Below are 12,815 nucleotides of genomic sequence, written 5' to 3' on the forward strand. Positions count from 1 at the left end.
CATGGCACCGAATCCACGCACGGTGTGGATCTACTGCACGTGTGCGTGGATTCGGTGCCATGCGCGGCGCTCACCAGAACGTTAGGCTGGGGCCATGAACTACATCGTGACCACTGCACACCGCAGCGAATTTCCGCACCCGATCACCCTGCGCCGTGGCCAGGCGCTGGTGGTGGGCGAACGCTATGAAGGCCCGGAGGGCTGGGACGACTGGTTCCTGTGCGAAGCCGAAGGGCAGCAGCCCGGTTTCGTGCCGGCGCCCGTGATCGGTCGCACTGCGCAGGGTGACGCGTTTGCCACCGAGGATTACTGCGCACGGGAGCTGGATGTGGATCCCGGGCAGGTGCTGCGTGGGCAGCGCACGCTCAATGGTTGGGCGTGGTGCGTGCCGGAGACCGGCGAACCGGGATGGGTGCCGCTGGAGAAGCTGCGGGCCATGCGGTAATCGCGGGGTTCATCCACGCATGGCGTGGATCTACTGAGGCATCGGTGAATTCATGCCGGGCGCGTGCAACATCCTCCAGTAGATCCACGCCATGCGTGGATTCGGTGCCATGCAAGCATGGCACCCACCAGAGCCACAGCGGTGCCATGCATGCATGGCACCCACCCGATCAGAGAATCAGGCGATGGTTTCCAGCCCACCCATGTACGGGCGCAGCGCTTCCGGCACGGTGATGCTGCCGTCGGCGTTCTGGTAGTTCTCCATCACCGCGATCATCGCGCGGCCGACCGCCACGCCCGAGCCGTTCAGGGTGTGCGCCAGTTCCGGCTTGCCGGTGGCCGGGTTGCGCCAGCGCGCCTGCATGCGGCGGGCCTGGAAGTCACCACAGTTCGAGCACGAGGAGATCTCGCGGTAGGTCTCCTGCGACGGCAGCCAGACTTCCAGGTCGTAGGTCTTGATGGCCGAGAAGCCCATGTCGCCGGTGCACAACAGGACCTTGCGATACGGCAGGCCCAGCTTTTCCAGCACTACTTCGGCACAACGGGTCATGCGCTGGTGCTCGGCGTCGCTGTCTTCCGGGCGGCTGATCGAGACCAGTTCGACCTTCTCGAACTGGTGCTGGCGGATCATGCCACGCACGTCGCGGCCGCCGCTGCCGGCCTCGGCACGGAAGCACATCGAGTGGGCGGTCATACGCAGCGGCAGGCGCTCGGCCTCGACGATTTCGTCGCGCACGATGTTGGTCAGCGGCACTTCCGAGGTCGGGATCAGGTACCGCGTGGAGTCGCCCACGGCGGTCTTGAACAGGTCGTCCTCGAACTTCGGCAGCTGGCTGGTGCCACGCAGCGAATCGGCGTTGACCAGCAGCGGCACGTTGGTTTCCTCATAGCCGTGCTCACCGGTGTGCAGGTCGACCATGAACTGGGCCAGCGCACGGTGCAGGCGCGCGATCGGGCCGCGCAGTACGGTGAAGCGCGAGCCAGACAACTTGGCCGCGGTCTCGCCGTCCAGCCAGCCGTTGCGGGCACCAAGCTCGACGTGGTCGAGCACCTTGAAGTCGAACTGGCGCGGGGTACCCCAGCGCGCCTGCTCGACGTTGTCGTTCTCGTCGGCACCGGCCGGCACGTCATCGGCCGGCAGGTTCGGAATGCCCATCGAGATCGCTTCGATCTTCTCACGCAGCTCGTCCAACGCCACTTCCGAGGCCTTCAGCTCGTCGGCGAAGGCGGCAACCTCGGCCATGATGGCCGAAACGTCCTCGCCCTTGGCCTTGGCCTGGCCGATGGCCTTGGAACGGCTGTTGCGCAGGCTCTGCAGCTCCTGGGTCCGCACCTGGATGCGCTTGCGATCGGCCTCCAGGGACTCCAGGGCAGACACGTCGAGCTCGAAGCCGCGGCTGGTGCGCAGGCGTTCGGCGAGGTCGGCGGGCTGGTGGCGGAGCAGGGCTGGATCAAGCATGGCAGGTGTCGTGGTGGGTATCAGGGATGGGATTATCGCTTGTTATACGGATTTCTGCCGCCCGGTTCATTCCCGCCGTGGCAGAATCGAGCCATTCCGTACTGGTCCGGTCCATGTCTGCACCCCGCTCGTCGTCCGCCAAGTCGTTCACTGTGCATATCCCGCGCAACGCCCTGAAGATCGCCGGCATCGCCTTCGGCGTGGGCGTACTGCTGTTCGTGCTGGTCTGGCTGACCGGTCGCGACAAGGAGTTCTTCCGCGCCGATCCTGCCGCCCAGACGCCGCAGGAAACCGCCCAGATCGAGCCCCTGCCGGAGCCGTTGGCCGCTGCGGCCGGTTCCAGCGACATGCCCGATGCCAAGCCGGCCCCGGTCGAGGAAGAAGCGCCGAAGCTGGTCGAAACCGCCCCGCCACCGCCCGCCCCGATCGCTGAAGCAGCCCCGGCCGCACCGGGCCCTGCGCCGGCGGCCACCGGCAACAGCCAGCCGATGCCGATTGCCGGCCAGTCGCCGCCCCCCGCCTACCCGGCTGCCGCCCTGCGCGCCGGCGAAACCGGCACCGTGGTGGTACGCGTGGATGTAGACGCCACCGGCTATCCCAACAACGCCACGGTGATCCAGCGCAGCGGTTCACGCGACCTCGACCGTGCCGCCACCGACGCCGTACGCCGTTGGCGTTTCACCCCCGCGCAGAGCAACGGCCAGGCCGTCCCCGGCAGCATTGAAGTGCCGTTCGACTTCAAGACCCAGTAACTGAACGCTTCCCGGCAGGCAAACTGAACCCTGCCGGTGGCGTTGACGCAACGCTGACACTTCTCGTCCGTGGCTCGCGCAACACTTCCCACGTCGTCCATTGACGGAAGGAGTTAGCGATGACTGCCACCACCCACGAAGACCTTCATTCGCCGCAGCTGCAGGAGGATTCCAGCCTGCAGCACAAACCCACGTCACCCTGGATGTGGATCGCGCTGATCGTGGCGATGTTTGCTGCCGCCCTGCTCTGGCTGCGTCATTCCAACCAGGAAGATGTGGCCCCGGCGCCGGTCGGTGAGCGCATGTTGCCAGCCCCCGAGCAGGCCGCGGTGACGGATGCAGCCGCCCCTGCCGCGCGCCAGGCAGCCCCGGCTACTGCTTCGCGGAAGGCCGCGCCGGTAGTGCGCAATCGTGAGGCCCGCCCGCTGGCCAGCAACCGCATGCCCACCTACCCCGCCGCTGCGCTGCGTAGTGGCGTGCAGGGCAGCGTGATCGCCAGCCTGAGTGTAGATGCCCACGGCAATGTCGCTGATGCTGCGATCGTTTCGCGCAGCGGCGAGCGCAGTCGTGATCTGGATCGCGCGGTACTGAACACCGTGCAGAACTGGAAGTTCCAGCCGGCGATGCACGAGGGCCGTGCCGTCGCCAGCGTGGTGCGGGTCCCGGTGGATTTCCGTACCGAGCAGCGTTGATCGCGGACGAGGGGTTCGTGATGTTTAGACGGAGGCTTCGGCCTCCGTCCTTTTATGCGGAAAAGCGTGCCAACCGAGGTTGGCACCTACCGGATGAGGTGAGCGCGCCAACCGAGGTTGGCTTCTACCTTGCAATGCGATCCGCCGGGCGTGGCCCGGAGGTTGCTGTGACGATCAGGCCAGGTTGAACCCGGCGCTGCGCGCCAGGCCATCGAAATCCGGGAAGGACGTGGCGACATTGGCGATGTCGTTGATGCGCACTTCGCCGTCACTGATCTGGCCGGCGATGGCGAACGCCATGGCGATGCGATGGTCACCGTGGCTTTCGATGGTGCCGCTGCCCAGGCGAACGCCACCATGCAGGGTGGCGCCGTCTTCGGTTTCGTCCACCTGCATGCCCAGCGCGCGCAGGCCGGTGGCCATCGCAGCAAGGCGGTCGGATTCCTTCACCCGCAGCTCGGCCGCACCGCTCACCACGGTCTGGCCTTCTGCGGCGGCGGCGGCCACGAACAGCGCCGGGAACTCGTCGATCATGTCCGGCACCAACGCTTCCGGAATGCGCGCGCCCTTGAGCGGCGCATAGCGCACCACCAGGTCCGCCACCGGCTCACCGCCCTGCTCGGCCGGATTCTCTTCGGTGATGTCCGCCCCCATCAGGCGCAGCGCGTGCAGCAGGCCAGTGCGGCGCGGGTTCAGGCCGACCTGCTTCAGGCGCAGCTCGGAACCCGGAATGATGCTGGCGGCCACCAGGTAGAACGCCGCAGACGAGAAGTCGGCCGGCACCACGATGTCCGTGGCGCGCAGGCGCTGGCCGCCACGCAGGCGGGCCTTGCCCGGTGAAAATTCGATGTCCACGCCGAACGCCGACAGCATGCGCTCGGTGTAGTCACGGGTCGGATGCGGTTCCAGCACGCTGGTTTCGCCCTGCGCGTACAGGCCGGCCAGCAGCACTGCGGACTTGATCTGTGCGCTGGCCACCGGCGAGGCGAAGTCGATGCCATGCAGCGACTGGCCGCCATGCACATGCAACGGCGGCGTGCCGTCATCCTGGGTGTCGATCTTCGCGCCCATCTGCGACAGCGGGCCAGTGACGCGGCGCATCGGGCGGCCCGACAACGATTCATCGCCGATCAGCGTGCAGTCGAATGCCTGGCCTGCCAGCAGGCCGGCCAGCAGGCGCATGCCGGTACCGGCGTTGCCGCAGTCCAGCGGTGCGCTGGGTGCCTGCAGGCCGTCGATGCCGACGCCGTGCACGATGCGCTGCGACGGGCTGGGGGTTTCGATGCGCACGCCGAGCTGGCTGAAGATGCGCGCCGTGGCGCGGGTGTCTTCGCCTTCCAGGAAGCCCTCGATATGCGAGGTGCCATCGGCCAGCGCGGCGAACATCACCGAGCGGTGCGAGACCGACTTGTCGCCGGGAATGGTCAGGCTGCCCTGCAGCGGCTGGCCCTTGCGGGCAATCCAGTGTTGCGCGTTGCTCATCGTTCGATCATTCCGTAAACACCGGCAGCGCCGGCGATGCATCAGGGAGCGGCGGCTGTTGCCGCCGCAGCAGCACTCAGGGCACGGCCACCGGGTAGGAGCCGAGCACCTTGATCTGCGCCGAGTGCGCTTCCAGTTCGGCCAGCGCAGCCTGCATCGGCGCGTCGTCGATGTGGCCGGCCAGGTCGATGAAGAAGCCGTACTCCCACTTGCCGTGGTGCGACGGCCGCGACTCGATGCGGTTCATGCTGATGCCGTGGCGGGCGAACGGGCTGAGCACGTCGAACAGCGCACCGGGCTTGTCATGGATGAACACCAGCACCGAGGTGCGGTCGTGGCCGGAGGTCGGGAAAATGTTGCGGCCCACCACCAGGAAACGGGTGGTGTTGTCGGCATCGTTCTGGATCGGTTTGGTGACCACCTTCTTCAGGCCGTACACATGGCCGGCGCTCTCGCCGCCGATGGCCGCCGCGTCGTCGGCGTTGCGCGCACGACGCGCACCTTCGGCGTTGCTGGATACCGGAATCTTTTCGGCCTTCGGCAGGTTCGCGCGCAGCCACGCCGAGGTCTGCATGAACGACTGCGGGTGCGCGTAGATGCGCTCGATGTCCTCGATGCGGCCGCTGCGCGACATCAGGTACTGCTGCACGCGCAGTTCCACTTCGCCACAGATCTTCAGGTTGGAGGTCAGGAACATGTCCAGAGTGATCTGGATGGTGCCCTGCCCCGAATTCTCCACCGGCACCACGCCGAAATCGGCGTTGCCCGCTTCCACTTCCTGAAACACCTCCTCGATGCTGGCCATCGGCAGGCCCAGCGCGGAGCGGCCGAAGTGCTTGAGCACCGCCTGCTGGCTGAAGGTGCCTTCCGGGCCGAGGTAGCCGATCTTCAGCGGCTCCTGCTGGGCCAGGCAGGCCGACATGATCTCGCGGTAGACGTGCACCAGCAGTTCATCGCTGAGCGGACCTTCGTTACGGTCCACCACCATGCGCAGCACCTGCGCTTCGCGCTCGGGGCGGTAGTAGTCGACGGCGGCGGCGAGCTTGCCCTTGGCCTTGCCGACCTGATGGGCGAAGCGCGCGCGCTCAGCGATCAGGTTCTGGATGTCACGGTCGATCTGGTCGATCTTCGAGCGCACATCGGCCAGCGCCAGCGGCGCCAGGGTAGGCGCCGGATTCGACGCGGCCTTGGACGTGCTCTTGCCCTTGGCCTTGGTGGAGGCGCTGTCCTTGGCCGGTTCGGCCTTCTTCGGCGCCTTCTTGCTGGATTTGCTGCTTGCCATCGGAATTCCTTGTTGCGGGGCACGCACCCGACGGTGCGCGCCGTTCATTGCTCAACCGTGACGCTGCTGGAAATCAGCCATGAAGGCGACCAGCGCCTCGGCCCCGGCCAGCGGCATGGCGTTGTACAGCGAGGCACGGATGCCCCCGACCACCTTGTGTCCCTTCAGCGCCAGCAGGCCGGCGGCCTTGGCTTCGGCGACGAAGCGGGCATCGAGCTCGGCATCGGGCAGGAAGAACGGGATGTTCATCCGCGAACGGGCCGCATGTGCGACCTCATTGCGGTAGAAGCCGCCGGAGCCGTCGATGGCGCCGTACACCAGCGCGGCCTTGGCGGCGTTGCGCTTGGCGAACTCGGCCACCCCACCTTCTGCCAGCATCCACTTGAACACCAGGCCGGCCAGGTACCAGTTCCAGGTGGGCGGCGTGTTGAGCATCGAATCACGGGCGACGTGCGAGCGGTAATCGAAGATGTCCGCACGTGGCTGGCCACTGCGCTCGAGCAGGTCGCGGCGGATGATCATCACCGCGATGCCGACCGGGCCCAGGTTTTTCTGCGCGCCGGCGTAGATCACGCCATAACGGCGCACATCCAGCGGTTCGCTGGCGATGGACGAGCTGATGTCCACGATCAGCGGAACGTTGCCGGTGTCGGGCACATCACGGAACTCGACGCCGTGGATGGTCTCGTTGGCGGTGATGTGCACGTAGGCGGCATCGGGCGACAGCTGCCAGTCGGCACGCGCCGGCAGTTCGCGGTAGCCGTTGGCCTCGCTGCTGGCGGCGATGTTGACGTCGACGTAGACACCGGCCTGCTTGACCGCGGTCTTGCCCCAGTGGCCACTGACCACGTAATCGGCACGCTGCCCCGGGGCAGCGAAGTTGAGCGGGATCAGCGCCTGCTGGGTGGTGGCACCACCGGACAGGAACAGCACCGCATAGTCTTCGGGGATATCGAGCAGGCGACGCAGGTCAGCCTCGGCCTCGGCGGCCACGGACATGAATTCCGCACCGCGATGGCTCATTTCCACGATCGAGGCACCGGTACCGTGCCAGTCCAGCATTTCCGCCTGCGCCTGGCGCAGGACCGATTCCGGCAAGGTTGCAGGGCCGGCACTGAAGTTGAACGCGCGCGTCATGTCACACCTGTGGGGCAAGACCCCTAGTATGCCGCAGTGCACCAGCCTTGCGGCCTTGTGGCGCAAGGGAAATTTGGTTTCATTGGAATCCATTGGCCACCCGCATGGCGCCGGTAGTCGCCGACCTTGGTCGGCGTACGCCGTCAGGCGTCATTCCCGCCGAAGGAGCGTGCCGACCAAGGTCGGCACCTACGGGAAGCGGGTGGGCACACGCCGGGTGGGTAGCGTCGGGCCATGCCCGGCGGATTCAGATCAGCGCGCGCCGAACCAGAGCAGCAGGCTGAGCAGCGCGGCCAGCAGCAGCGCACTGACCAGCAGCCACGGCCAGCGCCGGACCTTGCGCGGCACGGCCGGCAGCACCGGCGCCTGCTCGGCGTCCTGGCTGGACTCGTCTTCATCCGGCAGCGGGCGCCGGCGCGGGTCATGCGGCACTTCCAGCACGAACCGGTGCTGGCCATCGAACACTACCTGGTCGCCCGCCTGCAGCCAGCAGTGGCGCACGGCCACACCGTTGACCCGGGTGCCGTCGGCACTGCCCAGGTCACGCAGCAGCACGCGCTCGCCGTGCACTTCCACGCGGGCGTGCTGTTCGGCGAAGGCCGGTTCATTGATCTCGATGTCAGCGTCGCCGCCGCGGCCGATCAGGCGGGACCGCGACAGCGTGAAGCTGCGGCCATGGTGCAGGCCACCGACACCGCGCAGCAGGCGCTGCTGCTCATCGGAGCCGTCGTCGTTCTTCGGCGCAGGCGCCTGCAGCAGGCTCTCGACCTCGCCCTGCAGGACCATTTCCACGCCGTCCACATACACCGCATCGCCGGCACGCAGCAGCGCCATGCGCCGCACCGGGCGACCGTTCACATGAATGCCGCGGATACCGTTGCCGACCTGCAGCCAGAGGCCGCGATCATCCACGCAGAACTGCGCCAGCAGCAGGGCACCATGGCCGGCGTCGCCGAGCCGCACACTGCCGTTGGCCTGGCGCACGATGCGTTGCACCCCGGGCCGCAGCGGCTGGTCGGGCTGTTGTTGTTGACTGAAGTGGACAAGCAGGTTCTGCACGCGGCGCAGCCTAGCAGGTTGGCCGCCAACGAAGAAGAACCCACGATGAGTGCTTGGCGCGGAGGCCCGCGATGCGCACAATGCTCGCCCTCATTGATCATCCCCGCCCTGCGCCAGGAGCCTGCATGTCCACCATCGATGTCCGCCACGCCCACGCCCTGCCCGACGCACAGGCGCGCGCCGCGATCGAACAGGTTGCCGCCAAGTTGTCCGAGCGCTTCGGCCTGAAGTCGTCCTGGACTGCCGACGTACTGAATTTCTCCGGCAGCGGCGTGGACGGTGCGATCGAACTGCAGCCGGGCGCCGTGCGCGTGACCGCCAAGCTGGGCTTCCTGCTGTCGGCGATGAAGGGCATGGTCGAAGGCGAGATCCAGCGCGTGCTGAAGGAAAAGCTGGGCTGAACCCCGGCGGCGGCCATCACGGCCGTGCAACGCCAACGCGCGCTACTCTCGGGGGCAGGCCCAACTCCCACGGGAAGTGCGATGAACCAGTACGAAAACGATGACCGCCGCAACGACGACGCCTCGTTCGGTGACCAGGCCGAGCGCTTCTCGCGCAAGCTGAGTGACTCGGCGCAGCAGGTCTGGCTGGCCGGCCTGGGCGCTCTTGGCCGTGCACAGGCCGAAGGCAGCCGCTTCTTCGACGGCCTGGTGAAGGAAGGCGAAGCCTGGGAAGCCCGCCGCCGTGAACGCAACGGCGAACAGGGCCCGGGCTGGCGCGACAACGTTGAAACCTCGCTGGACGAGGCCCGCGAGAAGGCCTCCGGCACCTGGAACAAGGTTGAAAAGGCGTTCGACGATCAGGTGCAGGGCGTACTCAAGCGCCTGCACGTACCCACCGCCGACGAGGTGACTGCGCTGGAGGCGCGCATCGATGCCCTGCAGGCGCGCCTGGTCAAGCTGGAGAACCGCGACGCCTCGGGCACTGATGCACCTGCACCGGGCAGCCATCAGTCGCCAGGCAGCGTGCCCTGACCGGCCATTGTTGCAATGCAATAAATTTTGATTGACAATCGCGAGCAACCCGCCAATCGCTTCGGCTGCCGTTTGTTCCCTCCCCTCACGGCTTCAGGATTGGCGGGTTTTTCGTGCCTGCGGTATTCCGAACTGCGCGTTCCATCACGCTTCCTGTCAGGAACATCCTGACTCAGCGGCACGGCGCGACCTTTACACTGTCGCCTTCGCATTCGCCCCTTCCGCGCACCTCCTGCATGCTCCCTTGGATCCTGGCCCTGCTGTCGGCCCTGTTTACCTGTTCCCTGGCCGTTGTCTATCTGTGGTGGATCAAACGGCGGCAGAAGGAGATGCAACTCGGCCTGCAGGCCCTGGCTGGCATGCACTGGCGCGAATTCTCGGTACTGGTCAAGCGCATGCTGCGCGAGCAGCGCGGCCTGCGCGAACTGGATGACCCAGGCGAGGAATCCCGTGAGCCCAGCAGCGATTTCCTGCTCAGTGACGGCCCCAACAGCTGGCTGGTGTCGTGCAAGCACGGCCTGGCCTACCGCATCGGCACCGCTGCAGTGAACGAACTGGGTGCGGCCGCGCGCCTGGCCGGCGCCAAGGGCGGCGTGCTGCTGACCGAAGGCCGGATCGAACGCGACGGCCGCAACGCCGCCGAGAAGCAGGCGGTCGAGGTGCTGGACGGCCCGCGCCTGTGGCCGCTGCTGCAACCCTATCTACCGGCGGAAATCGAAACCCGTGTGCGCGCCAGCGCCCGCCATGAAGCCCTGCGCCGGATCGCCATTGCCGCGCTCGGCGCGGTCACGCTGGGCCTGCTGGTGGGATTGAGCCTGCAAGGGCTGCACGTGCAGGACGCCCCGCCCGTTGCCGAGGTGGCGGTCGCCCCCGCGCCGGTTGCGCCTGCGGTTGAAGCGGCGCCCGAACCGGCGCCGGACCCCGCCACCATGCCGCCGGCCGCTACGCCTGCACCGGCCGCGCCCTCAACCGATGCGCGCAGCAACCCCAACCCGGATGCCGCTACGCTGGAGCGCTTCCAGGCCGATCTGTCCCGTGCCTTGGCCGGCAAGCCCGGCATCGCCAGCGGTGTCTGGTTGACCCGGCAGACGCTGGCGATCAACCGCACCGGCGAGCTGGACGCGGTGTGGCCGCAGGTCTGCGAGGAAGTGCTGCACTACCCCGCCCTGCGCAACGTGCGCATCCAGCTCAATGCCCGCCCCGGTGTGGATGAGCCGGTGCGCTGGCGCCAATGCGCCACGTATTGATGGGGCAGCATCCACGCATGGCGTGGATCTACCAGGGATTCACACGCGTCGGATAATCCCAACCGGGATTCAGTAGATCCACGCCATGCGTGGATACGCCTCTAGCGCGCCCCAGGCGCGAAGCGCGCAACCAGGTCCCAGGCATCGCCGAGGAACACCTGGCGCACGCGGGTGATCGGCTGCTCACCGCGCCAGGTCAGGCGCTCGATCACCAGACAGGCGGTACCGGGCTTCACATCGAGCAGCTTGGCGGTGACAGCATCCGCGCCCCAGGCACTGATGCGGTGCTGGGCGCGGGTCCACGACACGTTCTGCAGCAGCCAGCTGCCCGGCGCGGTAGTGCTGAAATCGACCTCCAGCACCTCGGGCACGCCGACGGGGCTGATCAGGCGATGCTCCAGCGCCAGCGGGCGGCCATCGGCCAGGTGCAGGCAACGCATCGCCAACAGCATTTCGCTGCCGGCCAGTTCCACTTCGCCGGCATTGCCCACTTCAGCCAGACGCAGCTCGCGCTGCAGCAGCCGGTAGCCGTACTGATGCCCGCGCGAACCGACCTCCATCGCAATGTCCGGAATTTCCAACGCCACCTGCTCCAGGTGCGGGGGTTGCCGCGCCACGAACGAACCCGCACGACGGCGACGTTCGATCATGCCGCTCTCGGCCAGCGCGGTCAGCACCTTGTTCACCGTCATCCGCGAGCAGCCGTACTGCTCCATCAGCTCGTGTTCGTATGGAATGCGGAAGCCCGGCGCCCATTCTCCGCTGAGGATGCGGCTTTCCAGATCGCTGCGGATACGCTGGTTGAGCGTGGCGGACTTGCTGGCCTTCACGTAATGGGGTCCCGGTGGCGGAGGCGATCAGCCCAGCACGCCCTTCAGGGCGGCGGCGAAGGCGGTGGTGATCGCCTCGCGCTGGAGGTGGCGGCCCTCGGCCACGCATTGGCGGCCATGGCGCCAGACCGATCGCAGCGCGCCATTACGTGCGGCGAACACCCAGCTGTCAAGCCATGCGTCATCCTGTCGCGCCTGCAGCGCCGGGTGCGCGGCGTCCAGTTCGACCAGATCGGCACTGGCACCGACCTGCAGGCCAGCGGCCACGCCCAGCGCCTGCGACCCACCGTGCAGTGCGCCTTCGAACAGGAAGCGGCCGGTGCTGCGGGTGGCGTCCGGGGCCAGCACATTGCGCCCACGCAGGGTCAGGCGTTGGCCGTATTCGAGCAGGCGCAGTTCTTCGGCGGCATCGATCAGCACGTTGGAATCGGAGCCGACACCGAAACGGCCACCCTCGCGCGCGAACGCCTGCATCGGGAACAGACCGTCGCCCAGGTTGGCTTCGGTGATCGGGCACAGGCCGGCCACGGCCTGGCTGGCCACGATGGCGGCACGCTCGTCGTCGGTGATGTGGGTGGCGTGCACCAGGCACCAACGCGCATCGACCGGTGCGTGGTCGTACAGCCACTGCACCGGGCGCTGGCCGCTCCACGCCAGGCAGGCCTCGACTTCACGCATCTGCTCGGCGATATGGATGTGCACCGGGCCATCGGTGAGCGGCAACAACGCACCCAGTTCCTCGCCCGTGACAGCGCGCAGGCTGTGCGGTGCGATGCCGAGCACCGCATCGGGCAGCGCGGCCAATGCCGGCTTGGCGGCATCCAGCAACTGCGCGAAGCCGTCCACATCGTGGATCAGGCGACGCTGAGCGGGATTCGGCGCTGCCCCGCCGAAATCGGCATGCGCATAGAACACCGGCAGCAGGGTCAGGCCGATGCCGGTCTGATCGGCCGCCGCCGCGATCCGGGCACTCATCTCGGCGCGGTTGGCATAGGCGCGGCCGTCGGCATCGTGGTGCAGGTAGTGGAATTCGCCGACGCGGGTGAAGCCGCTTTCCAGCATTTCCATGTAGGCGTGGGCGGCGATGGCCTGCACAGCGTCCGGGCGCAGATGGGCCAGGAAGCGGTACATCAGTTCGCGCCAGCTCCAGAAGCTGTCACCGTCACCGCCGCCGATCTCGGTCAGGCCGGCCATGCCGCGCTGGAAGGCGTGGCTGTGCAGGTTGGGCAGGCCCGGCACCAGGATGCCGACGCGGGTGTCACCGTCCTGCGCGCCCTGCCCCGTGCTGATCGCGGTGATGCGGCCGTCCTGAACCTGCAGGCGGACATCACGGGCCCAGCCCTCGGCCAGCAGGGCGTGGGCGGCATGGAAACAGTGCGGGGAACGCGAATCGGACATGGCTGGACAACCCGAAATGGACGCCTATATTGTATAGACATATAAGCACAGCCGCGTTG

The 12,815-nt window shown here is 67.4% G+C and carries 13 protein-coding genes; 6 read left to right on the plus strand and 7 right to left on the minus strand.

From position 1 onward, the window contains the following. Nucleotides 1-94 precede the first annotated feature (94 nt). Entirely contained in the window at nt 95-445 is a 351-nt protein-coding gene (locus ARC63_RS11085) for an SH3 domain-containing protein (RefSeq protein ID WP_019337278.1), read from the plus strand. A 177-nt stretch (nt 446-622) separates the two neighbouring features. Here ARC63_RS11085 and serS read toward each other — a convergent pair whose 3' ends face one another. Then, nucleotides 623-1,903: a serine--tRNA ligase gene (gene serS / locus ARC63_RS11090; protein ID WP_049436699.1), complete on the minus strand. Its 1,281-nt coding sequence runs from the start codon at nt 1,901-1,903 to the stop codon at nt 623-625. Between the two features lie 113 nt (nt 1,904-2,016). On the opposite strand from serS, the gene ARC63_RS11095 reads away from it, so the two are divergent. Both ARC63_RS11095 and ARC63_RS11100 read left to right on the plus strand, forming a co-directional pair. Further along, a complete protein-coding gene (locus ARC63_RS11095) occupies nt 2,017-2,655 on the plus strand; it encodes an energy transducer TonB (RefSeq protein ID WP_049455436.1) in 639 nt (212 codons plus the stop codon). A 119-nt stretch (nt 2,656-2,774) separates the two neighbouring features. After that, nucleotides 2,775-3,347: an energy transducer TonB gene (locus ARC63_RS11100; RefSeq protein ID WP_057503310.1), complete on the plus strand. Its 573-nt coding sequence runs from the start codon at nt 2,775-2,777 to the stop codon at nt 3,345-3,347. Between the two features lie 174 nt (nt 3,348-3,521). On the opposite strand, the gene aroA is transcribed toward ARC63_RS11100, so the two are convergent. The 4 genes from aroA to ARC63_RS11120 all read right to left on the minus strand — a co-directional run bounded on the left by aroA (nt 3,522) and on the right by ARC63_RS11120 (nt 8,307). Further along, nucleotides 3,522-4,829 (minus strand): 3-phosphoshikimate 1-carboxyvinyltransferase, encoded by a 1,308-nt coding sequence (aroA, locus tag ARC63_RS11105; protein WP_053443256.1) that lies wholly within the window; start codon nt 4,827-4,829, stop codon nt 3,522-3,524. Between the two features lie 76 nt (nt 4,830-4,905). Then, a complete protein-coding gene (pheA, locus tag ARC63_RS11110) occupies nt 4,906-6,111 on the minus strand; it encodes a prephenate dehydratase (RefSeq protein ID WP_057503311.1) in 1,206 nt (401 codons plus the stop codon). 51 nt (nt 6,112-6,162) lie between these two features. Further along, nucleotides 6,163-7,248: a 3-phosphoserine/phosphohydroxythreonine transaminase gene (serC, locus tag ARC63_RS11115; protein ID WP_057503312.1), complete on the minus strand. Its 1,086-nt coding sequence runs from the start codon at nt 7,246-7,248 to the stop codon at nt 6,163-6,165. Nucleotides 7,249-7,500: 252 nt separating this feature from the next. Further along, on the minus strand, nt 7,501-8,307 hold the full coding sequence (locus ARC63_RS11120; RefSeq protein ID WP_010480552.1) for an FHA domain-containing protein: 807 nt from the start codon (nt 8,305-8,307) through the stop codon (nt 7,501-7,503). 125 nt (nt 8,308-8,432) lie between these two features. On the opposite strand from ARC63_RS11120, the gene ARC63_RS11125 reads away from it, so the two are divergent. From ARC63_RS11125 to ARC63_RS11135, 3 genes are all read left to right on the plus strand, one after another. Continuing rightward, a complete protein-coding gene (locus ARC63_RS11125; protein ID WP_005417302.1) occupies nt 8,433-8,708 on the plus strand; it encodes a polyhydroxyalkanoic acid system family protein in 276 nt (91 codons plus the stop codon). Between the two features lie 81 nt (nt 8,709-8,789). Continuing rightward, nucleotides 8,790-9,281 carry a phasin family protein gene (locus ARC63_RS11130; protein WP_057503313.1) on the plus strand — a complete coding sequence of 164 codons (492 nt, stop codon included), beginning with the start codon at nt 8,790-8,792 and terminating at the stop codon, nt 9,279-9,281. 236 nt (nt 9,282-9,517) lie between these two features. Next, the gene (locus ARC63_RS11135) at nt 9,518-10,528 is read left to right on the plus strand and encodes a restriction endonuclease (protein ID WP_057503314.1); all 1,011 of its coding nucleotides are present in this window, start codon (nt 9,518-9,520) and stop codon (nt 10,526-10,528) included. Between the two features lie 101 nt (nt 10,529-10,629). Here ARC63_RS11135 and hutC read toward each other — a convergent pair whose 3' ends face one another. Both hutC and ARC63_RS11145 read right to left on the minus strand, forming a co-directional pair. Next, the gene (gene hutC / locus ARC63_RS11140; protein WP_049412977.1) at nt 10,630-11,358 is read right to left on the minus strand and encodes a histidine utilization transcriptional repressor HutC; all 729 of its coding nucleotides are present in this window, start codon (nt 11,356-11,358) and stop codon (nt 10,630-10,632) included. A gap of 27 nt (nt 11,359-11,385) precedes the next feature. After that, nucleotides 11,386-12,756, minus strand: a complete 1,371-nt coding sequence (locus ARC63_RS11145) for a formimidoylglutamate deiminase (RefSeq protein WP_057503315.1) — start codon at nt 12,754-12,756, stop codon at nt 11,386-11,388. Nucleotides 12,757-12,815: the final 59 nt, after the last annotated feature.

It is taken from the genome of Stenotrophomonas geniculata ATCC 19374 = JCM 13324 (genome assembly GCF_001431625.1).
Taxonomy (GTDB): Bacteria; Pseudomonadota; Gammaproteobacteria; order Xanthomonadales; family Xanthomonadaceae; genus Stenotrophomonas; species Stenotrophomonas geniculata.

What these genes read in the sequence shown, in the direction of transcription:
- aroA (WP_053443256.1), bottom strand. Translation starts at nt 4,829, where the DNA reads ATGAGCAACGCGCAACACTGGATTGCCCGCAAGGGCCAGCCGCTGCAG.
- pheA (WP_057503311.1), bottom strand. Translation starts at nt 6,111, where the DNA reads ATGGCAAGCAGCAAATCCAGCAAGAAGGCGCCGAAGAAGGCCGAACCG.
- ARC63_RS11100 (WP_057503310.1), top strand. Translation starts at nt 2,775, where the DNA reads ATGACTGCCACCACCCACGAAGACCTTCATTCGCCGCAGCTGCAGGAG.
- ARC63_RS11095 (WP_049455436.1), top strand. Translation starts at nt 2,017, where the DNA reads ATGTCTGCACCCCGCTCGTCGTCCGCCAAGTCGTTCACTGTGCATATC.
- ARC63_RS11130 (WP_057503313.1), top strand. Translation starts at nt 8,790, where the DNA reads ATGAACCAGTACGAAAACGATGACCGCCGCAACGACGACGCCTCGTTC.
- ARC63_RS11145 (WP_057503315.1), bottom strand. Translation starts at nt 12,756, where the DNA reads ATGTCCGATTCGCGTTCCCCGCACTGTTTCCATGCCGCCCACGCCCTG.
- ARC63_RS11085 (WP_019337278.1), top strand. Translation starts at nt 95, where the DNA reads ATGAACTACATCGTGACCACTGCACACCGCAGCGAATTTCCGCACCCG.
- ARC63_RS11125 (WP_005417302.1), top strand. Translation starts at nt 8,433, where the DNA reads ATGTCCACCATCGATGTCCGCCACGCCCACGCCCTGCCCGACGCACAG.
- ARC63_RS11135 (WP_057503314.1), top strand. Translation starts at nt 9,518, where the DNA reads ATGCTCCCTTGGATCCTGGCCCTGCTGTCGGCCCTGTTTACCTGTTCC.
- serC (WP_057503312.1), bottom strand. Translation starts at nt 7,248, where the DNA reads ATGACGCGCGCGTTCAACTTCAGTGCCGGCCCTGCAACCTTGCCGGAA.
- serS (WP_049436699.1), bottom strand. Translation starts at nt 1,903, where the DNA reads ATGCTTGATCCAGCCCTGCTCCGCCACCAGCCCGCCGACCTCGCCGAA.